This window comes from Pseudoalteromonas sp. SR45-6 (genome assembly GCF_014163545.1).
Taxonomy (GTDB): domain Bacteria; phylum Pseudomonadota; class Gammaproteobacteria; order Enterobacterales; family Alteromonadaceae; genus Pseudoalteromonas; species Pseudoalteromonas rhizosphaerae.
Genome location: NZ_JACJDM010000008.1, coordinates 57823 through 77180 on the forward strand (window position 1 = coordinate 57823; position 19358 = coordinate 77180).

The following is a 19358-nucleotide window of genomic DNA, read 5'->3' on the forward strand; positions in this document are numbered from 1 at the left end:
GCGTGAGCGATTTATTATCCCAAGATGAAATCGATGCCCTGTTGCATGGTGTCGATGAAGTCGAAGAGGAGGATCTACAGGACGGTGATGATGGCAGCGGTAATACGCTACAATACGATTTTTCTTCACAAGATCGTATTGTTCGTGGTCGCATGCCGACTCTGGAGATTGTGAACGAACGATTTGCTCGACACATGCGAATTAGCTTGTTTAATATGATGCGCCGCACTGCTGAGGTTTCTATCAATGGCGTACAAATGATAAAGTTTGGTGAATATATCCACACTTTATTTGTTCCTACCAGTCTTAACATGGTGCGCTTTCGTCCTCTTAAAGGTACTGGATTAATCACCATGGAAGCACGGTTAGTGTTTATCTTGGTTGATAACTTTTTTGGTGGCGATGGTCGCTATCATGCGAAAATAGAAGGTCGTGAATTTACGCCTACTGAGCGCCGTATTGTACAAATGCTATTAAAAATAATCTTTGAAGATTACAAAGAAGCATGGGCGCCGGTAATGGACGTGTCTTTTGAATATCTTGATTCAGAAGTTAATCCAGCAATGGCGAATATCGTCAGCCCCACCGAAGTAGTAGTGATCAGTTCATTCCATATTGAGCTGGATGGCGGTGGCGGAGATTTCCATATCGCATTGCCGTATTCAATGCTTGAACCTATTCGTGAATTACTCGATGCTGGTGTGCAATCAGATACTGAAGATACCGATTTACGTTGGAGCAAAGCCTTACGTGATGAAATTATGGATGTTGAAGTTGAAATATCAACACAACTGCTTGAAGTTGATTTAACCTTAGCGCAAATTATGGAGCTTAAGGCTGGGGATATTATTCCTGTTGAAATGCCAGAGCACATAACGGTGTTTGTCGAAGAGCTGCCGACCTTTAGGGCGAAAATGGGTCGTTCTCGTGATAACGTTGCGCTGCAAATTAGTGAAAAAATTAGACGTCCTGAATCAGTCAAATCAGAGTTGCATGTCTTTACAAAAGGTGGCAAAAAGCTTGATTCAGATGCGGAATTAGCAGAACTAGAAGATGATCTACACCTTTCAGAAGGCGTAGATTTAGACTGGTAAGAGAATTAAAAGGTTTAATAGTATGAGTGATGACCAAGATACAATGGACGAATGGGCGGCTGCTTTAGCCGAAGCCGAAGGAACCGACAGTTCTGACGGTGCCAAAGTAACTGAACTTGACGAGTTAAGTGATACTAGACATGAAATGAGTGGCGAAGAAAAACGCAAACTCGATACAATTTTAGATATCCCGGTAACTATTTCGATGGAAGTTGGGCGTTCAAAAATCAATATTCGTAACTTACTTCAGCTTAACCAAGGTTCAGTTGTTGAACTTGATCGTGTTGCCGGTGAACCACTGGATGTATTAGTTAATGGTACATTGATAGCGCACGGTGAAGTCGTCGTAGTTAATGATAAATTTGGTATCCGCCTCACTGACGTGATCAGCCAAGTTGAACGGATCAAAAAGCTGCGATGAGCAGTTGGCTTTTTTTATCGACTGCAGCAAGCTCAGCACTGCCCGCAGCGACACCTATGGGCGACTTACTCTCAATGGTAATGTCTTTAATCATGGTGCTAGTACTGATTGTGGTACTGGCATTTTTGGTTAAAAAACTAAACCCCAATTTAGCAAATACCGACGAATTTAAAGTGGTGCGTAGTTTACCATTAAGTGCGCGAGAGCGATTAATGGTCGTCGAAATTGATAATTGTCAGCATTTATTAGGTGTAACGCCGCATAGTATTAACTACCTGCATAAATTAGAAACCCCGTTAACAGAAAAAGAGTTGCCAGCCCTAGCACAACGTTTTGGCAAGCTATTAAACCCACAAACTAACCACATTAAAAAGAATTAATAATATGACTAAGTGGCTGCTTATACTTTTTGCATTCGTTTTTATTCCCTCAGTTAACGCCGAAGGCATTGAAGCGTTAAGTATTACGACTAATCCAGATGGCTCGCAAGATTATTCTGTAACCTTGCAAGTTCTGGCTATTATGACCGCGCTGAGCTTTATACCCGCTGCGGTGATCATGATGACCTCATTTACTCGCATTATTGTAGTACTGGCTATTTTGCGCCAAGCAATTGGTTTGCAACAAACACCATCAAATCAAATACTGTTAGGTATGTCGCTATTTCTAAGTATTTTTATAATGACGCCGGTTTATCAAAAAGTGAATCAGCAAGCCATTGAGCCATATTTAAATGAGCAGGTGACCTCGATTCAAGCGCTTGAACTTGCCAAAGAGCCGATGAAGGAATTCATGCTCTCACAGGTGCGCATAAAAGATTTAGAAACCTTCGCTAAAATTGCTGGGTATGACAAGTTAGACTCACCTGAAGCGACGCCATTAATTGTATTGATCCCCGCATTTATAACCAGTGAATTACAAACTGCATTTATTATTGGTTTTATGTTTTTTATTCCATTTTTGATAGTCGATTTAGTAGTTGCGTCAGTTTTAATGGCCATGGGTATGATGATGCTCTCGCCGATGATTGTGTCTATGCCGTTTAAAATTATGTTGTTTGTACTTGTCGATGGCTGGAGTTTAGTAATGGGCACTTTAGCGAAGAGTTTTGGCTTAGGTACTTGATATGGCAATACAATACTTTGCCTACAAAGGTTAGGAGGGGACCATGGAACCGGAAATTTTTGTTGACATACTCAGCGATTCTTTGTTTTTAGTTATTAAGTTAGTCTCCGCAATTGTGGTACCAGGTTTATTAGTGGGTTTAGTGGTTGCCGTTTTTCAAGCTGCTACATCAATCAATGAACAAACATTAAGCTTTTTGCCGCGCTTATTAATTACCATCAGTGCGTTAATTGCTGGAGGGCATTGGTTAACGCAAGAGTTAATGGATTTTTTCACTCGTTTAGTGCTTATCATCCCAGAGATAGCAGGCTAGTATGGAGTTTCCTTTTTCAGTCATTATTCAGTGGCTGAGTGACTTTTTGTTACCACTAGTACGGATCAGCTCGATGATTATGATCATGGCGGGGCTGGGTGCTAAAAATGTGCCTACGCGGATCAAGATGGGTCTAGCGGTAATGATTACCTTTTTAGTTGTACCAGTACTTCCGCCTGCGACATTTAATAACTTATTCTCTTTTGAGATGATCTTGGTAGTTATTCAACAAATGTTAATCGGTGTTGCGATAGGTTTTGCTTCTGTATTGATGTTGAATACTTTTGTGTTAGCAGGGCAAATATTAGCAATGCAAACTGGTCTTGGTTTCGCCTCAGTTGTTGATCCTTCTAATGGTATGAGTGTGCCTGCTGTTGGGCAGTTTTATTTGATTCTAGCAACGCTATTATTCTTTGTATTTAATGGCCATTTAATGATGATCCAAATGGTAGTGCATAGCTTTGAAGTGCTGCCAATCGACGGTAATTGGTGGGCGGTTGATCATTATTGGGACATAGTGACGTGGGGCGGCTGGATGTTTACTACCGCCTTGGTGCTATCTTTGGCGCCTTTAACAGCTATGCTGGTGATTAATATGTCGTTTGGTGTGATGACCCGTGCAGCACCGCAGTTAAACATTTTTTCAATCGGTTTTCCGTTTACCTTGGTTGCAGGTTTAGTCATTATTTGGGCAACCTTAGGTAACTTTGTTACTCAATTTGAATTTCAATGGTTAAAAATGATTGAGTTAATGTGTACTTTAGTTGGTTGTTCCCCATAGGAGAGAGTGATGGCTGAAGATTCAGGTCAAGAAAAAACCGAAGAACCCACGGGGAAAAAAGTAAGCGACGCGAAAAAGAAAGGTCAAGTTGCGCGCTCAAAAGAGCTTGGCACCATGTTTGTACTTATTTTTTCAGCCATTTCATTACTTATGTACGGACCTGAGATTGGCAAGGGACTGTATAATATAATGGGTCGCATGCTCAGCTTGAACCGTAATGAAACGTACGATACCACTAAAATGTTTTCTGTGTGGGGAGCGGTGGCCGATGCGCTAGTGTTTCCGATGGCGATGTTTGTGTTTATTATTGTGCTGGCGGGTATCATAGGTAATACCTTGTTAGGTGGTTTTAACTTTAGTTGGGAGGCGGCAGCACCTAAAGCCAGTAAAATGTCACCAGCAAAAGGTATAAAGCGGATGTTAGGTCCACAAGCGGGCGTCGAGTTGGTGAAATCGATTTTAAAGTTTGTGGTAGTAGCTGGCTTTGCTATCTTTTTGATCAACACCTTCTTTGATGAAATTCTTCATCTGAGTATTGAAAGTGCGCCGGGCAATATCATTCATGCCTTAGAGATACTCGCATGGATGTTTTTAGGACTGACCTGCACCTTAACCATTATTGCTGCGATTGATGCGCCATATCAAAGTCATAAACATCACAAAGAATTAAAAATGACTCTACAAGAAGTCAAAGATGAATATAAAAATTCTGAAGGAGATCCGCAAATTAAAGCGCGTATAAGACAAACGCAAAGACAAATGTCGCAGCGACGCATGATGCAGGATGTGCCAGATGCCGATGTAGTTGTTACCAACCCTACCCATTACTCTGTGGCATTAAAGTACGACACAGAGCGCGCTGGCGCGCCGATAGTCGTTGCCAAAGGTGTTGATGAGATGGCGATGCAAATTAGGAAAATAGCCATTGGTAACGAGGTACCCATCCTTGAATCCCCCATGCTAACTCGAGCACTGTATCATACTGCCGAAGTAGGAGAGCAAATCCCTGACCAACTATTTACTGCAGTCGCACAAGTTTTAGCTTATGTATTTCAGCTTAAACGCTTTCAAAAAGGCCGTGGTAAACGCCCTACAAAATTGAATAAAACACTCCCAATTCCAGATGCCTATAAGTATTGATTTGAATAATCAGTATTCTTTTAAGCTAGTAATTAATAACTTGGAATAGTTATTGCAAATTCCGTTTAGTGTCAATTTTTTGAAATTGTAGAATTATGGAATTTAAAGCTGTATTACAACAACTTAATAAAGATAAAAAAGAGTATTTAAAAGGTGTTGGTACACCTTTGCTGGTGCTCGCTGCGTTGGGTATGGTGATTTTACCGTTACCGCCATTTTTACTCGACATTCTTTTCTCGTTTAATATAGCTTTAGCATTAGTGGTGTTGTTAGTGACAGTTTACACCATGAAGCCTGTTGAATTTGGTATGTTTCCAGCAGTGCTATTGATCGCAACGATTATGCGTTTGGCACTAAATGTTGCCAGTACCCGGGTGGTGCTGCTTGAAGGTCATAACGGTGGTGATGCCGCAGGTAAAGTAATTGAAGCTTTTGGTTCAGTGGTAATTGGTGGCAACTACGCGGTTGGTTTAGTGGTGTTTTTGATTTTGATTATCATCAACTTTGTGGTAATCACCAAAGGTGCAGGCAGGATCTCTGAAGTATCGGCACGCTTTACCTTAGATGCGATGCCAGGCAAACAAATGGCCATTGATGCTGACTTGAATGCGGGTTTTATTAGTGCAGAGCAAGCACGAGATCGCCGTGAAGAAGTCACCCGTGAAGCGGACTTTTATGGCTCTATGGATGGTGCGAGCAAGTTTGTAAAAGGTGATGCGATTGCTGGTATTGTAATACTGATCATCAATATTGTTGGCGGCTTGTTTGTTGGTATGATCCAGCATGATTTAAGCTTTGGCAACGCCATGGAAGTGTATACCTTGCTGACCATTGGTGATGGCTTAGTTGCACAATTACCATCATTACTGTTATCAATTGGCACTGCAATTGTTGTTACTCGTCAAAATGAATCGCTCAACATGGGCGATCAATTTAAGAAACAACTCGGTAACGAGAAATCATTATTTATCGCCTCGGGTATTTTAATCGTGATGGGTTTAGTACCGGGTATGCCACATTTTGCCTTTTTAAGTCTTGGTGCATTACTTGGTTACTTAGCGTATTACACCCAGCAAAATAAGCTAAAAGAAGCAGCAGCAAAAGAAGCAGAAGCTACCAATGGTGGTGCAACAGGCACTGGTGTTGCTAACAAGCAAGAGCAAAAAGAGCTAGGTTGGGATGATGTACAACAAGTTGATGTAATTGGCCTTGAAGTTGGCTATCGCTTAATTCCATTAGTTGATCAATCACAAGGTGGCGAACTATTAAACCGGATCAAAGGGGTACGTAAAAAGTTATCTCAAGAACTTGGTTTTTTAATTCCACCGGTGCATATTCGCGATAACTTAGAGTTAGACCCAAATGCATACAGAATTACCATGATGGGTGTTTCAAGTGGTGAGGGGGAGCTTAAGCACGGTGATGAGTTGGCTATTAATCCTGGCCAAGTATTTGGTCCAATAAAAGGCATTGCTACTAAAGATCCGGCCTTTGGTCTAGACGCTATTTGGATCAAACCAGATCAAAAAGATGAAGCACAATCACTCGGTTATACCGTGGTTGATGCAGCAACAGTGGTAGCAACGCATATTAGTCAGTTACTAACTAACAGCGCGGCCTTGTTACTCGGCCACGAGGAAGTGCAAAATCTATTAGATATGCTGGCAAAAAGTCATCCTCGTTTAGTTGAAGGGCTAGTGCCAGATATTTTACCACTAACAGCAATTGTTAAAGTATTACAAAATTTATTAAATGAAGGCGTTGCTATTCGCGATATGCGTTCAATTGTACAAACCCTTGTTGAGTATGGCCCTCGAAGCCAAGATCCTGATGTATTAACCGCAGCAGTGCGAATTTCACTGCGCAGATTAATTGTTCAAGACGCGGTTGGAATGTCATCAGAAATCCCTGTCATAACCTTGGCGCCTGAGTTGGAACAGATGTTGCATCAGTCACTACAAAATGCAGGCGACGAAGGTGCCGGAATAGAGCCAGGACTTGCAGAGCGACTTCAACAATCATTAAATGAAGCGCATCAAAATCAAGAAATGGCCGGTGAACCTTCGATATTGCTAACGTCAGGAATGTTACGCACTGTGTTATCTCGTTTTGTTAAGTACACCATTCCAGGATTGCGAGTGATGTCTTATCAAGAGGTACCAGACGAAAGACAGATCAAGATTGTCAGCTCAGTAGGCCAATAATCGGATTTTAAAGGGGTTGAACCATGAAAATAAAACGTTTTTTTGCTAAAGATATGCGCACCGCACTGAAAGAAGTTAAAGATGAACTCGGTGTAGATGCTGTAATCATGTCAAATAAAAAATTAGCCAATGGGGTAGAGATTGTTGCCGCCGTTGATTATGAAAAAGCAGCCCCGAAAGCACCTGCACAAGCACATGTTGCTACGGCACAAGCACAAACAAATGCTAACTTTGTTAAACCTGCGCCACAACGTACACAGCCTGAGCCGCAAGCTGCGGTAGCTGATAGCTTACAAGCATTATTAGAGCGCCAATCACCGCGTCCACGCTCACCTGAGCTTGCGTCGATGTTTAGCCAGTCAGGGATTGATACATCAACTCAGTATCAACCACAGCAACAACATCAAGCACAGCAAACTCGCCATGAACCACAAGCACATAATGATTTTGCTCGTCGCGATACTGCGCCGCGTCCACAAACGCAAGCACATAGCTTAGGTTTTGATGATGATCTAGAAAGTGGTTTTGATGATTTAGATACTCCGATGCCAACAAAAAGTGCAGCCAAAACAGATGAAATCACCGCTATGCGTGATGAAATGGCAGCGATGCGTCAATTACTTGAGTATCAAGTATCTGGCTTGATGCAACAAGATTTAGCGCGTCGCGACCCTACTCGCGCATGCATGATCGATCGTTTAGTCGGAATGGGTATTGACAGTGAAGTTGCAGAGCAAATGGCCTGTTTTATTCCCGATGATGTGTCACGTCAGCAAGCATGGCAAGCGCTATTGCAAATGGTTGAAAACCAAATGCATACTACAAATAATGAAATACTACGCCAAGGCGGCGTATATGCACTTGTTGGCCCTACTGGGGTTGGTAAAACTACAACCGTGGCAAAACTTGCAGCCCTTGGCGCACAAAAATATGGCGCAGATAAAGTTGCGCTTATTACCACTGATACTTACCGTATTGGCGCTTATGAACAGCTTGCTACTTATGGCCGAATCATCGGTTGTGGTGTAAAACAAGTTAAAGATGCCAATGAATTAGCAGAAGTTTTATATCATTTACGAAATAAGCGTCTAGTATTAATAGATACAGCGGGAATGAGCCAACGTGATTTACGTTTAACTGAGCAGTTAAATACACTAATGCGTAATCAACGTGTCGATATTCGCAATTATTTAGTGCTCAGTGCGACCGCACAAATTAATGTTTTACAAGAAACCGTAAGACACTTTAAGAAGGTACAATTAAGTGGCTGTATTTTCACTAAATTAGACGAATCATTAAGTTTAGGTGAGATTATTAGTATAGCGATTCAAAATCGCCTTCCAATAGGGTATCTTACTAACGGTCAGCGCGTTCCAGAGGACATTCGGGTCGCCAATGCAGAGAAATTAGTAAAAAAAGCAGAACAATTGTATTTAAAAAGAACAAAAGCACAACATTCACGACGCCAAGCAGTAGCGTCAAGCACAGTAGGGATGTATGATTAACACAGTATTAGATCAAGCAAGTGGCCTGCGTAAAATGAGTCAAAACAATAATAACGGCGTTAAAGTTATCGCTGTAACAGGTGGCAAAGGTGGCGTAGGGAAAACTAACGTCTCACTTAACACTGCGATTGCGTTGGGTCAGCTCGGAAACCGAGTGTTAGTACTGGATGCCGATTTGGGTTTAGCAAATTGTGATGTGATGTTAGGACTTAGGGTAGAGCGTAATCTATCTCATGTACTATCAGGTGAATGCGAGCTCGATGAAATTTTAGTTGAAGGGCCTGCAGGAATTAAAATAGTACCAGCGACGTCAGGCTCACAAAGTATGGTGGAACTTTCACCATCAGAACATGCTGGTTTAATTCGCGCTTTTAGTGAATTAAATACCGAATTTGATATATTAATTGTTGATACTGCTGCTGGTATCTCTGACATGGTATTAAGTTTTTCGCGCGCAGCGCAAGATGTCATGGTAGTAGTATGTGATGAACCGAGCTCAATAACTGATGCTTATGCATTAATCAAAGTATTGAGTCGTGAGCACGGTGTGTATAAATTTAAAATCGTTGCTAATATGGTGCGCAGCATGCGTGAAGGCCAGGAACTATTTGCTAAGCTCTCAAAAGTAACGGATCGCTTTTTGGATGTCTCAATGGAATTGGTGGCAACAGTCCCGTATGATGAAAATATGCGTAAAGCAACTCGTCGTCAGAAAGTGATTGTTGATTTATTTCCAAGTTCCCCAGCAGCAATAGCATTTAAAACATTAGCGACAAAAGCAGTTAAATGGCCTATACCTAATCAACCATCTGGTCATTTAGAATTTTTCATAGAAAAATTAGTAAACGGCTAACTATGACGGCATCGGTGAATAAAGCGATGGGATATCAATCGACACAAAATTTAAATGTGATTGTTGAGCGACATGCTTCCTTAGTCAAAAAAGTGGCTTGTCATTTAATCGCTCGTTTACCCGCGAGTGTGCAACTCGATGATTTGATTCAATCGGGGATGATAGGGTTAATTGAAGCATCAAAGAACTTTGATGCGACTAAAGGTGCAAGCTTTGAAACCTTTGCAGGCATTCGTATCCGTGGTGCGATGCTGGATGAAATGCGCCGAGGTGATTGGGCTCCACGCTCAGTGCACCGTAATAGCCGCAGAGTCGCTGAAGCGATTAGTGAGCTAGAAAGCAGCCTGAATCGAGAACCTAAAGACAGTGAAGTTGCTGAAAAACTTGATATTACGCTAGATGAGTACCATCATATTCTTAGTGATGTAAATTCAAGTAAAGTGTTAGGTATAGAAGACTTAGGGGTAGATGAAGATGTTATCACACCAGTGGGACATGATTTAGCACTGGACAAGCCCTTTAATAACGTTAAAAATGAACGCTTTAATCAATCATTATTAACAGCTATACAATCTTTACCTGAACGAGATGGGTTAGTATTGTCGCTGTATTATAACGATGAAATGAATTTAAAAGAGATTGGACATATACTCGATGTAAGTGAATCGCGTGTGAGTCAGATACATGGTCAGGCGATGATTAAGCTCAAAGCAAAAATCAATGACTGGATTAATTAGTAGTAAGTAAATATAGGTTCAGACCTCACCGGAGGATGTTTTGGATAAAAACATGAAAATTCTTGTTGTTGATGATTTTTCGACGATGAGACGTATTATCAAAAATCTGTTAAGAGATTTGGGTTTTACAAATGTACAAGAAGCTGACGATGGCTCAACAGCTTTACCGATGTTGCAGAATCAAGAATTTGATTTTGTAGTTACAGATTGGAACATGCCTGGCATGCAAGGAATCGATCTCTTGCGCGCTATTAGGGCCGATGACAGCCTGAAACACATTCCTGTTTTAATGGTAACAGCAGAAGCTAAAAAAGAACAAATTGTTGCTGCTGCACAAGCTGGTGTTAACGGTTATATCGTTAAACCATTTACAGCTGCAACACTGAAAACCAAATTGGAAAAAGTGTTTGAGCGTTTAGGTTAAATAAATAGGAGAGGCTTATGTCAGCACCTGCTGCGCCTCAGATCAGTTTAGAACAAGCCCGTCAGCTTGTGGTTTACCTTGAAAACGGTGAACAAGATAAAGCTGATCAGTTAATTATTGATGCGGCGTCAAAAGAGCAATCAGAATTATTTGCCGAAGTAGGCAAACTTACGCGTCAGCTTCATGATGCGTTGAAAAATTTTGAGCTTGATACACGTTTAGCTGATTTGACCAAAGATGCACTACCCGACGCGAAGCAGCGTCTGAACTATGTTATGGAAATGACCGAAAACGCTGCTAATAAAACCATGGATGCTGTAGAAGCAAGTTTACCCATTGCCCAACAGCTTGCTGATGACATTTCAGACATTAAACCCACTTGGGATCGTTTAATGAACCGTGAAATTGAGCTAGGTGAATTTAAAACACTTTGCCATAGCTTAGATAAGTTCATGAATAGCTCGCAAACTAAAACGGATGAGTTGCAAGGACTCATGACCAATGTGTTAATGGCACAAGATTTTCAAGATTTAACCGGTCAAGTGATCCGTCGGGTTATCGAGCTTGTTAGAGAAGTAGAAGACAGCTTGATCCACTTGTTGACAGCATTTGGCAGCCAAGATGATAGCGAAACAAAAACAATAGCACCAGTCATTGAAAAACCGCCTGCTGAAAATACACTTGCAGGCCCTGAAGGGCCAATTATTGATAAAGAATCTCGTGATGATGTTGTCTCAGGACAAGATGATGTTGATGATTTATTATCAAGCTTGGGCTTCTAAGAGGAGAAAACTGCATGAGCTTTGAAGTCGATGAAGATATTTTACAAGATTTTCTAGTAGAGGCTGGAGAAATTCTTGAGCTTTTGTCAGAACAGCTGGTGGAGCTTGAAAATAACCCAGATGATACCGAATTACTCAATGCAATTTTCCGTGGTTTTCATACGGTAAAAGGCGGCGCAGGCTTTTTAAGCATGACTGAACTAGTCGATGCTTGCCATGGTGCAGAGAACGTTTTCGATTTATTGCGTCAAGGTGTTCGTAAGGTTAATTCCGAACTGATGGACGTGATCTTGCAAGCACTCGATACTATCAACGAAATGTTTGCGACTATCCAAAGTAGAGAAAAACCAGAACCAGCAAATCCAGAATTACTCGCTGTTTTACATAAATTGGGGCTGCCGCCAACGGCTGAAGAATTAACTGGCAGTGCTGAACCTGCAGGCGATATCCCTGTTGTTGATGCTGATGATATTTTAGATGATTCTGACGATCCATTTGCGCTAGACTCATTATTTGATGGTCAAGTTGATAGCGATCAAAAAGATGTTCAAATCGATGAGATAACAGAAGATGAATTTGAGAGTCTGCTTGATGAGCTCCACGGACAAGGGAAAAGTCCTATAACGCCAACAACCACTGTCAGCAATGAATCATCAAATAGTGATATTACTGATGATGAATTTGATAATTTATTGGATGAATTGCACGGTATTGGTAGCTTCGGTCTAGTAAGTAATAAAGATACTGCAGGCACCGAAAGTGCTGCGCCTAAACCGACCCAAGCACCTTCAGCATCGACGAAAAGTAATGGTCCAGATGAAATCAGCGATGATGAATTTGAAGCTTTACTTGATGAATTACATGGTAAAGGCAGCGCGCCACAAGCGGTCGCTGAGACTGAGCCAGCACCCGCTAAAAAAGCACCAACACCTGCACCTGTTGCCGCAGCTAAGCCAGTGCCCAAACCAGCAGTGTCTGAGCCTGTGAAAGCAGCTGAAAAATCCGCACCAGCTCCAGCGACAGCTGTTGCTAAAAAACCAGCTCCTCCACAAGCTGATACGACGGTGCGTGTTGATACAAAACGCCTAGATCAAATAATGAACATGGTTGGTGAACTGGTATTGGTTCGCAATCGTTTAGTCAGTTTAGCAACCAATACTGAAAGTGAAGCGATGGGTAAAGCCATTTCGAATCTTGATGTAGTAACCGCAGACTTGCAAGGTGCGGTAATGAAAACGCGGATGCAACCGATCAAGAAAGTGTTTGGTCGTTTTCCTCGCGTAGTCCGTGATTTAGCCCGCAGTTTGAGAAAAGACATTAACTTACTGCTCGTGGGTGAAGAAACCGATTTAGATAAAAACTTAGTTGAGGCACTGGCAGATCCTTTAGTCCACTTGGTGCGCAACTCGGTTGACCATGGTATTGAAATGCCTGATGTGCGTGAAGCGGCAGGTAAGTCAAGAACTGGGACTGTTACTTTATCAGCATCGCAAGAGGGTGATCATATTTTGCTCACCATTCGTGATGATGGTGCAGGTATGGACCCTGAAAAACTGAAAAAAATAGCAATCAATAAAGGGGTGCTTGATCACGAGCAAGCAGCTCGATTATCTGATACAGAAGCCTATAACCTTATTTTTGCACCAGGCTTTTCCACCAAAGAACAGATCTCTGATATTTCGGGTCGTGGTGTGGGTATGGATGTGGTGAAAACCAAAATTACCCAACTAAATGGTTCTGTGAGTATTCAATCTGAGCTAGGTGTAGGCACAATCCTAGAAATTAAAGTACCGTTAACGTTGGCTATTTTGCCGACATTGATGGTGGTTGTCGGTGAGCAAACATTTGCATTACCACTGGCTGGTGTTAATGAAATATTCCACCTAGATCTAACTAAAACGAATGTAGTTGATGGTCAATTAACCATTATTGTTCGTAAGAAAGCACGACCGTTGTTTTATTTAGAACATTGGTTAGTTAAAGGTGCTGACAGATCATTACGCAAAGCTCAAGGCCATGTTGTAATTGTACAAATTGGTACGCAACAAGTTGGTTTTGTAGTGGATTCATTGATTGGTCAAGAAGAAGTTGTTATTAAACCGCTTGATGCTTTACTACAAGGAACACCTGGTATGGCAGGTGCAACGATCACGTCTGACGGTGGTATAGCGCTGATCTTAGATGTTCCAAACCTGTTAAAACACTACGCAGGTTAGGCCAATTCTTATCTTATTGTGAGGGCTAAATATGGCTCTCACAGATAAAATTTAACAAGAGTATGCCAATGGCAGTTAAAGTTTTAGTTGTTGATGATTCAAGTTTCTTTCGCCGCAGAGTGAGCGAAATACTCGAGCAAGATAAGGATATCGAAGTAATTGGTTTTGCGGTAAATGGCCGAGAAGCGGTCGATAAAACAAATCAACTTCGTCCAGATGTAATCACCATGGATGTTGAAATGCCCGTGCTTGATGGCATTAGTGCTGTAAAAGAAATCATGGCAGCAAATCCAACCCCTATTCTGATGTTCTCCTCACTGACTCGTGATGGCGCAACAGCAACCTTAGACGCACTTGATGCGGGTGCTCTAGATTTTTTACCGAAAAAATTTGAAGATATTGCTCGTAATAATGAAGATGCGATTAAGTTATTACAAAATAAAGTAAAAGAAATTGGACGCAAGCGTCTTTCGCGCTTTAGTCGGCCGACAACGCCTCCTGCATCGGCACCAATACCTCCCGTTTCTGCAGGTACAACAAGTCGCCCTGCGATAACTCAACCAGATCGAAGCTTTAACCGGAGCGCTGCACCTGCGACTAATATTGCAGCTAACACTCGCGCTTCAGGAAAGAAATATCAAATAGTTGCAATAGGTACTTCAACGGGAGGACCTGTTGCACTGCAAACAATTCTGACTCAGTTGCCCGCTAATTTTCCGCACCCTATTTTGTTAATACAGCATATGCCAGCTGCGTTTACGCCAGCATTTGCCGCACGTTTAAACGGCTTGTGCAAAATAAAAGTAAAAGAAGCACAACAAGGCGACCGATTAATGCCAGGCGTCGCGTATCTAGCGCCGGGCGGTCAACAAATGTTGATTGAGGGACGGGCTGGCAATCGCACTTTACGTGTTTTTGAAGACGATAGTGCCCGGATCACCTATAAACCAAGTGTTGATGTTACTTTTGCAAGTACAGCCAAATCGTTCCAAGGTGATGTATTAGCTGTGGTACTTACAGGCATGGGCGCAGATGGAAGAGACGGTGCAAGAATGCTTAAACAAGCCGGCGCTACTATTTGGGCACAAGATGAAAAAACCAGTGTGGTATATGGTATGCCACAAGCGGTTGCTAACGCAGGGTTATCATCGGCAAGCATTGCGCTTGAAGACGTTGCTAATCGGTTAGTTCGAGAGATTGGTTGTGGATAAGTTGTCGTTTCTAGGCCTGTTCGTTGCACTTTTGGCGATTGGTTATGGCTACTCACTAGAAGGCGGTGTTGTGAGTGCTTTATTTAATGGCCCGGCATTAATCATTGTGTTGGGCGGTACGTTAGGTGCTGTAATGCTACAAACACCAGCAAGTACGTTTAATAAAGCATTAAGAATAAGCCACTGGGTATTTTTCCCACCAAGTTACGATATCAACAGAGCAATTGAGCAAGTTAAAAGTTGGTCACAAAAAGCCCGCCAAGAAGGGTATTTAGCACTTGAAGAAATAGCGTTAACCCATCCGGATCCATATGTTGCCAAAGGCTTGAGTTTACTGATTGATGGCAACAGTGAGCAAAAACTCAGAGACACACTAGAAATTGATTTGTTGCTAGAAAGAGAACGGCTGCTTGAAGCCAGTCGAGTTTATGAGGCGTTGGGCGGTTACAGTCCTACCATCGGTATATTAGGCGCAGTGCTTGGTCTGATCCAAGCGATGTCATTTATCACTGAACCTGAAAAGTTAGGTGCAGGGGTTGCGACTGCTTTTCTTGCCACCATTTATGGGGTTGGCTTAGCAAATTTATTGTTTTTACCTATGGCTAACAAGCTCAAACAACAAGTAGAACAAAAGATGCTGTTTCATGAGTTATTAGCTGAAGGAATTATTGCCATGAGCCAAGGTGATAGCCCTGTCAATATTGAGCTGAAACTTGAAGCGTATCGTGTAGAGCGTCCAAGTCAGCTTCAAGAATAATTATTATGATGCGCCGTCGACTTCGTCACTCATCGACCAAAAGTCAGCATACAGAACGTTGGCTAGTGTCGTACGCTGATTACATGACTATTATGTTTGCATTCTTTGTAGTGATGTATGCGATTGCGATTAATAAAGAAGAAAGCTTCCAAATTTTATCTGATTCGCTGGAGCAGGTTTTTGACAAGTCAGCTCGTCAGTATAGTCAAGAGGGTCAAGGCGTGACGGGGACCGGTTTATTAACCGATAGAGTGACTCCTGAAAACGAACTACTGTTTGGTGAAAGTATTCAAAAGCAAGAAGCTGGCCCAGAGTTACTGGATGGACAAAGCGATACCAGTAATATAAAACAAAAACACTTAGGCAAACCTTTAGATAGCTTATTAACTAAATTACAATCAGCCTTGATCGATGAAATACGCGATGGCGAAGCAAGTTTAGAGTTGCACCAAGACTGGTTGATCATTGAATTAAGCTCAGGAATGTTATTTTCCAGTGGCAGTGCTGTGGCGCATCAACGCGCGAAAGCAGTGATAAAATTAGTAAACGATATTATTGCCCCAGTAGATAACTACGTTAGAGTGCGTGGTTATACCGATAATGAAACCATTCATAATGAAATGTTTCGTTCTAATTGGGAGCTATCTGTTGCAAGAGCGACCTCGATTTTAGTCGAACTTGATGCATTAGGTATCAACCCTGCGCGCATGGCCATTGAAGGATATGGACAGTATTCACCTTTTGCTGATAATGATACAGAGCAAGGACGTGCTGAAAATCGTAAAGTAGTCGTTGCATTATCAAAATATGGTTTGCCACCCAAGCCCATTGTTACAACCGAGCAACCAGCAACAGAAACTGAAGCAGAGCAACCAATTGAGTTGCCAAGTGATGACAACACTATTAAAGTGATCCAACTCCCACACGGTGGTATAAGAATTACAACGCGCAACGAACAAAAATAAGGTGTGATGTGAAAATTTGGACGGTAGCAAATCAAAAAGGTGGAGTAGGGAAGACGACCACGGCTGTGAGCTTAGCTGGTATATTAGCGCTGCAAGGAAAGCGAGTATTACTGATTGATACCGATCCTCATGCATCTTTAACGTATTACTTTGGCATTGATTCAGAAGATTTAGAAGTCAGTGTATATGATATATTTGCCCGTGGAAACAGCATGGCAAGTGAAGAAATATTGCAAGCTTTGTGTCCATCGAACATAGATAACTTAGATATTCTTCCTGCAACGATGGCAATCGCGACACTTGACCGCAGTATGGGTAATAAGACCGGAATGGGGCTTATCTTAAAAAAAGCTTTAGCAAAAATTAGTGAGCATTATGATTACGCTATTTTAGACTGTCCGCCAGTGTTAGGTGTATTAATGGTTAACGCATTGGCTGCAAGTGAGCGCATTTTAGTGCCAGTACAAACTGAGTTTTTAGCACTCAAAGGACTAGACCGAATGATGCGGACCATGGAATTAATGCAAAGCTCGCAATCAAAGCAGTATCAATATACCATTATCCCTACAATGTATGATAAGCGCACTAATGCATCCCTTGAAGCATATAAGACATTACAGCAAACGTACCAAGAAAAAGTATGGCCAGGGGTAATACCCGTAGATACTAAGTTCCGTGATGCAAGTTTAGCTCAACAAGTACCGATTCAGTATTGTCCACGCTCAAGAGGTGTTTATGCTTATCGCGCATTACTCGATTATTTGATTGAACAAGGTTAATGAATGAGTAAGCAATTATTTGCTAATGAAAAAGTAATGACCCAGTACTTGGGGGCTTTACTGTGCGAAGACGATGAGTCAACAGACTTACACCCGGTTGCAAAATTACTCGAACAAGTTCCATCCACAGAAAGTAGCAATAAAATGCCACTCAAGGCGTCGCAGCAAACCATTGTGCAGCCAAACGCACTTGATGAGCCAAAGACTAGTATTGAGGAAGAAATACCCGCGCCCCTTGAGAAACCACAGATCCAAGCTAATATCAAAGATATAGCTAAAGTGAGTGAACAGCTAAATGTTGCTGAAGCTAAAACTCCTGTACAGCGTCAAGAAGATTATTTTGATGGTGAGTTTCAGGCGTTATTCTTTGAAGTGGCTGGGCTTACCCTCGCAGTACCATTAAAAGCATTAGGTGGTATTCATCAATTAGGTGAAGTTAATCAGCTTTTTGGTAAACCCAAGTGGTTTAAAGGAGTGATGCTAAATCGTGATGAGAATCTTAATGTAGTTGATACAGCGCTTTGGGTGATGCCAGAAAAGTATACCCAAGAGTTAGAAGACAAATTAAACTACCAATACTTAATTACTTTAGGTAATAGCCAATGGGGATTGTTGGCTGAAAAGCTGGTTAATAACATTACACTACGCAGTGAAGATGTGAAATGGCGAGCTAAAAGTGGCAAGCGGCCTTGGCTTGCAGGTGTAATTAAAGAAAAAATGTGTGCCTTAATTGATGTGCAAAGCTTAGGTCAATTATTAGAGCAAGGTTTAGATAGCCGCGACCAGTAACGATATTCGGAGTAATAACATGAGTGAACAAAGATTATTATCAAGCAGTAAAAATACCGATGGCAATGATGAAGTATTGCAGTGGGTAACTTTTAAGCTTGAATCAGAAACCTATGGTGTGAATGTGATGCAAGTGCAAGAGATTTTGCGTTATACAGAAATTGCTCCAGTACCAGGTGCTCCAAGCTATGTTTTAGGGATTATTAATTTACGTGGCAATGTTGTAACAGTAATCGATACGCGTGCACGATTTGGTTTGATGTCTGCAGAAGCAACAGACAATTCACGAGTATTAATTATTGAAGCTGAAGAGCAAGTCATTGGTATCTTAGCCGACAGTGTAGCAGAAGTGGTTTATTTGCGTAGCTCAGAAATTGATAGTGCACCAAACATTGGTACTGAAGAAAGTGCCAAGTTTATTCAAGGTGTCAGTAATCGTGATGGTGAATTATTGATTTTAGTTGATTTAAATAAATTACTAAATGACGAAGAGTGGGATGAGTTGAGCGATTTATAACGCTTACGGAAAAACTATGTTGTTATACTCGTTGCTTGGAGTCTCAATTGTACTGGTGTTAGTATGCTTGGGACTAATTTTTATTAATAATAATAAGTACGCTGCAGCATTAAAAAGCAAAATACTGCAACTGCAAGAAACTCAACAACAGCTCAGTATTTTACGCAGTGAAGTCGCAGAAATGCGCACCGGTATGCTAAGTATTGGTAAGCGATTAGTCGCTGTAGAGCAGCGAAATCAAGAGTTAGCGCAATTACAAGATGCGCAAAAATATGACGATCCTGATGCGAAAATTTATTCTCGAGCAGTGAAAATGGTTGAACTAGGTGCCGATATTGAAGAGATCATACGAGAGTGTGAACTTCCGCGTGCCGAAGCAGAACTATTAATGTCGTTACATCATCAAAAGGGCGCTAATTAGCGCCTTTTACTTTTTACGCCTGAATATTTAACTTGCCTTGAAAGTCTTGCCAGCCTGGTGGGAATTTACCCCGCAGTACATATGAAAAAGCAATCAGTTCGGCAATCACATAATACAGTTCTCTTGGGATCTCTTCGCCAAGCTCTAAATGCGATAACGTTTTAGCCAATGCTTCATCTTTGTGGATCAAAATTCCTTTTTCTTCTGCAGCTTTAATGATCTCTTCTGCGAGCTCACCAAACCCTTTACTACTGACTGTAGGAGTACGACCGGCTTCGTAAACTAAACCAATTGCAGACTTATGTTTTGGTATCTCACTCATGG

At 41.7% G+C, this 19358-nt stretch carries 22 protein-coding genes; 21 read left to right on the forward strand and 1 reads right to left on the reverse strand.

Annotated elements, in window-relative coordinates:
- Positions 1-2 precede the first annotated feature (2 nt).
- The 21 genes from fliM to H5158_RS05995 all read left to right on the forward strand — a co-directional run bounded on the left by fliM (position 3) and on the right by H5158_RS05995 (position 19034).
- Complete coding sequence (fliM, locus tag H5158_RS05895; protein ID WP_149981487.1) at positions 3-1094, forward strand: flagellar motor switch protein FliM; 1092 nt, start codon at positions 3-5, stop codon at positions 1092-1094.
- Positions 1095-1116: 22 nt separating this feature from the next.
- Entirely contained in the window at positions 1117-1515 is a 399-nt protein-coding gene (fliN, locus tag H5158_RS05900; protein ID WP_149981486.1) for a flagellar motor switch protein FliN, read from the forward strand.
- A complete protein-coding gene (gene fliO, locus H5158_RS05905; protein ID WP_145239382.1) occupies positions 1512-1895 on the forward strand; it encodes a flagellar biosynthetic protein FliO in 384 nt (127 codons plus the stop codon). Before fliN ends, fliO begins: the two co-directional genes overlap by 4 nt.
- A 4-nt stretch (positions 1896-1899) precedes the next feature.
- The gene (gene fliP / locus H5158_RS05910; protein ID WP_182718180.1) at positions 1900-2640 is read left to right on the forward strand and encodes a flagellar type III secretion system pore protein FliP; all 741 of its coding nucleotides are present in this window, start codon (positions 1900-1902) and stop codon (positions 2638-2640) included.
- Positions 2641-2683: 43 nt separating this feature from the next.
- Positions 2684-2953, forward strand: coding sequence for a flagellar biosynthetic protein FliQ (locus tag H5158_RS05915; protein WP_182718179.1), 270 nt, complete (start codon positions 2684-2686; stop codon positions 2951-2953).
- A gap of 1 nt (position 2954) precedes the next feature.
- A complete protein-coding gene (gene fliR / locus H5158_RS05920) occupies positions 2955-3734 on the forward strand; it encodes a flagellar biosynthetic protein FliR (protein WP_145239372.1) in 780 nt (259 codons plus the stop codon).
- A 9-nt stretch (positions 3735-3743) separates the two neighbouring features.
- Positions 3744-4874 carry a flagellar biosynthesis protein FlhB gene (gene flhB, locus H5158_RS05925; protein ID WP_149981481.1) on the forward strand — a complete coding sequence of 377 codons (1131 nt, stop codon included), beginning with the start codon at positions 3744-3746 and terminating at the stop codon, positions 4872-4874.
- A gap of 95 nt (positions 4875-4969) precedes the next feature.
- A complete protein-coding gene (flhA, locus tag H5158_RS05930) occupies positions 4970-7078 on the forward strand; it encodes a flagellar biosynthesis protein FlhA (protein WP_149981479.1) in 2109 nt (702 codons plus the stop codon).
- A gap of 23 nt (positions 7079-7101) precedes the next feature.
- A complete protein-coding gene (gene flhF / locus H5158_RS05935) occupies positions 7102-8583 on the forward strand; it encodes a flagellar biosynthesis protein FlhF (RefSeq protein WP_182739666.1) in 1482 nt (493 codons plus the stop codon).
- Positions 8576-9436, forward strand: coding sequence for a MinD/ParA family protein (locus H5158_RS05940; RefSeq protein WP_149981477.1), 861 nt, complete (start codon positions 8576-8578; stop codon positions 9434-9436). The genes flhF and H5158_RS05940 overlap by 8 nt, the downstream gene beginning before the upstream one ends.
- A gap of 26 nt (positions 9437-9462) precedes the next feature.
- Entirely contained in the window at positions 9463-10173 is a 711-nt protein-coding gene (locus H5158_RS05945) for an RNA polymerase sigma factor FliA (protein WP_149981786.1), read from the forward strand.
- 40 nt (positions 10174-10213) lie between these two features.
- On the forward strand, positions 10214-10597 hold the full coding sequence (gene cheY, locus H5158_RS05950; protein ID WP_016708035.1) for a chemotaxis response regulator CheY: 384 nt from the start codon (positions 10214-10216) through the stop codon (positions 10595-10597).
- A 17-nt stretch (positions 10598-10614) separates the two neighbouring features.
- Positions 10615-11379 carry a protein phosphatase CheZ gene (locus tag H5158_RS05955; protein ID WP_145239357.1) on the forward strand — a complete coding sequence of 255 codons (765 nt, stop codon included), beginning with the start codon at positions 10615-10617 and terminating at the stop codon, positions 11377-11379.
- Between the two features lie 14 nt (positions 11380-11393).
- Entirely contained in the window at positions 11394-13595 is a 2202-nt protein-coding gene (locus H5158_RS05960; protein WP_182739667.1) for a chemotaxis protein CheA, read from the forward strand.
- Between the two features lie 68 nt (positions 13596-13663).
- Positions 13664-14806 (forward strand): chemotaxis response regulator protein-glutamate methylesterase, encoded by a 1143-nt coding sequence (locus tag H5158_RS05965; RefSeq protein WP_182739668.1) that lies wholly within the window; start codon positions 13664-13666, stop codon positions 14804-14806.
- The gene (locus tag H5158_RS05970; protein ID WP_149981471.1) at positions 14799-15563 is read left to right on the forward strand and encodes a flagellar motor protein; all 765 of its coding nucleotides are present in this window, start codon (positions 14799-14801) and stop codon (positions 15561-15563) included. The genes H5158_RS05965 and H5158_RS05970 overlap by 8 nt, the downstream gene beginning before the upstream one ends.
- 5 nt (positions 15564-15568) lie before the next feature.
- Positions 15569-16528, forward strand: a complete 960-nt coding sequence (locus H5158_RS05975) for a flagellar motor protein MotB (RefSeq protein ID WP_149981470.1) — start codon at positions 15569-15571, stop codon at positions 16526-16528.
- Positions 16529-16536: 8 nt separating this feature from the next.
- Entirely contained in the window at positions 16537-17307 is a 771-nt protein-coding gene (locus H5158_RS05980) for a ParA family protein (protein ID WP_149981469.1), read from the forward strand.
- A gap of 3 nt (positions 17308-17310) precedes the next feature.
- A complete protein-coding gene (locus H5158_RS05985) occupies positions 17311-18096 on the forward strand; it encodes a chemotaxis protein CheW (protein WP_149981468.1) in 786 nt (261 codons plus the stop codon).
- A gap of 19 nt (positions 18097-18115) precedes the next feature.
- Positions 18116-18613 carry a chemotaxis protein CheW gene (locus H5158_RS05990; protein ID WP_145239335.1) on the forward strand — a complete coding sequence of 166 codons (498 nt, stop codon included), beginning with the start codon at positions 18116-18118 and terminating at the stop codon, positions 18611-18613.
- 16 nt (positions 18614-18629) lie between these two features.
- Positions 18630-19034, forward strand: coding sequence for a DUF2802 domain-containing protein (locus H5158_RS05995; protein ID WP_145239332.1), 405 nt, complete (start codon positions 18630-18632; stop codon positions 19032-19034).
- A gap of 13 nt (positions 19035-19047) precedes the next feature.
- On the opposite strand, the gene H5158_RS06000 is transcribed toward H5158_RS05995, so the two are convergent.
- Positions 19048-19356 carry an EscU/YscU/HrcU family type III secretion system export apparatus switch protein gene (locus tag H5158_RS06000; protein ID WP_145239329.1) on the reverse strand — a complete coding sequence of 103 codons (309 nt, stop codon included), beginning with the start codon at positions 19354-19356 and terminating at the stop codon, positions 19048-19050.
- Between the last annotated feature and the right edge of the window lie 2 nt (positions 19357-19358).

Excerpts from the sequence above, each read along its gene's own strand:
- flhB (WP_149981481.1), top strand. The coding sequence starts at position 3,744 with ATGGCTGAAGATTCAGGTCAAGAAAAAACCGAAGAACCCACGGGGAAA.
- H5158_RS05965 (WP_182739668.1), top strand. The coding sequence starts at position 13,664 with ATGGCAGTTAAAGTTTTAGTTGTTGATGATTCAAGTTTCTTTCGCCGC.
- H5158_RS05945 (WP_149981786.1), top strand. The coding sequence starts at position 9,463 with ATGGGATATCAATCGACACAAAATTTAAATGTGATTGTTGAGCGACAT.
- H5158_RS06000 (WP_145239329.1), bottom strand. The coding sequence starts at position 19,356 with ATGAGTGAGATACCAAAACATAAGTCTGCAATTGGTTTAGTTTACGAA.
- H5158_RS05915 (WP_182718179.1), top strand. The coding sequence starts at position 2,684 with ATGGAACCGGAAATTTTTGTTGACATACTCAGCGATTCTTTGTTTTTA.
- H5158_RS05960 (WP_182739667.1), top strand. The coding sequence starts at position 11,394 with ATGAGCTTTGAAGTCGATGAAGATATTTTACAAGATTTTCTAGTAGAG.
- fliN (WP_149981486.1), top strand. The coding sequence starts at position 1,117 with ATGAGTGATGACCAAGATACAATGGACGAATGGGCGGCTGCTTTAGCC.
- H5158_RS05955 (WP_145239357.1), top strand. The coding sequence starts at position 10,615 with ATGTCAGCACCTGCTGCGCCTCAGATCAGTTTAGAACAAGCCCGTCAG.
- flhA (WP_149981479.1), top strand. The coding sequence starts at position 4,970 with ATGGAATTTAAAGCTGTATTACAACAACTTAATAAAGATAAAAAAGAG.
- fliR (WP_145239372.1), top strand. The coding sequence starts at position 2,955 with ATGGAGTTTCCTTTTTCAGTCATTATTCAGTGGCTGAGTGACTTTTTG.
- H5158_RS05985 (WP_149981468.1), top strand. The coding sequence starts at position 17,311 with ATGAGTAAGCAATTATTTGCTAATGAAAAAGTAATGACCCAGTACTTG.
- H5158_RS05995 (WP_145239332.1), top strand. The coding sequence starts at position 18,630 with ATGTTGTTATACTCGTTGCTTGGAGTCTCAATTGTACTGGTGTTAGTA.
- H5158_RS05975 (WP_149981470.1), top strand. The coding sequence starts at position 15,569 with ATGATGCGCCGTCGACTTCGTCACTCATCGACCAAAAGTCAGCATACA.
- fliO (WP_145239382.1), top strand. The coding sequence starts at position 1,512 with ATGAGCAGTTGGCTTTTTTTATCGACTGCAGCAAGCTCAGCACTGCCC.
- H5158_RS05990 (WP_145239335.1), top strand. The coding sequence starts at position 18,116 with ATGAGTGAACAAAGATTATTATCAAGCAGTAAAAATACCGATGGCAAT.
- flhF (WP_182739666.1), top strand. The coding sequence starts at position 7,102 with ATGAAAATAAAACGTTTTTTTGCTAAAGATATGCGCACCGCACTGAAA.
- H5158_RS05940 (WP_149981477.1), top strand. The coding sequence starts at position 8,576 with ATGATTAACACAGTATTAGATCAAGCAAGTGGCCTGCGTAAAATGAGT.
- fliP (WP_182718180.1), top strand. The coding sequence starts at position 1,900 with ATGACTAAGTGGCTGCTTATACTTTTTGCATTCGTTTTTATTCCCTCA.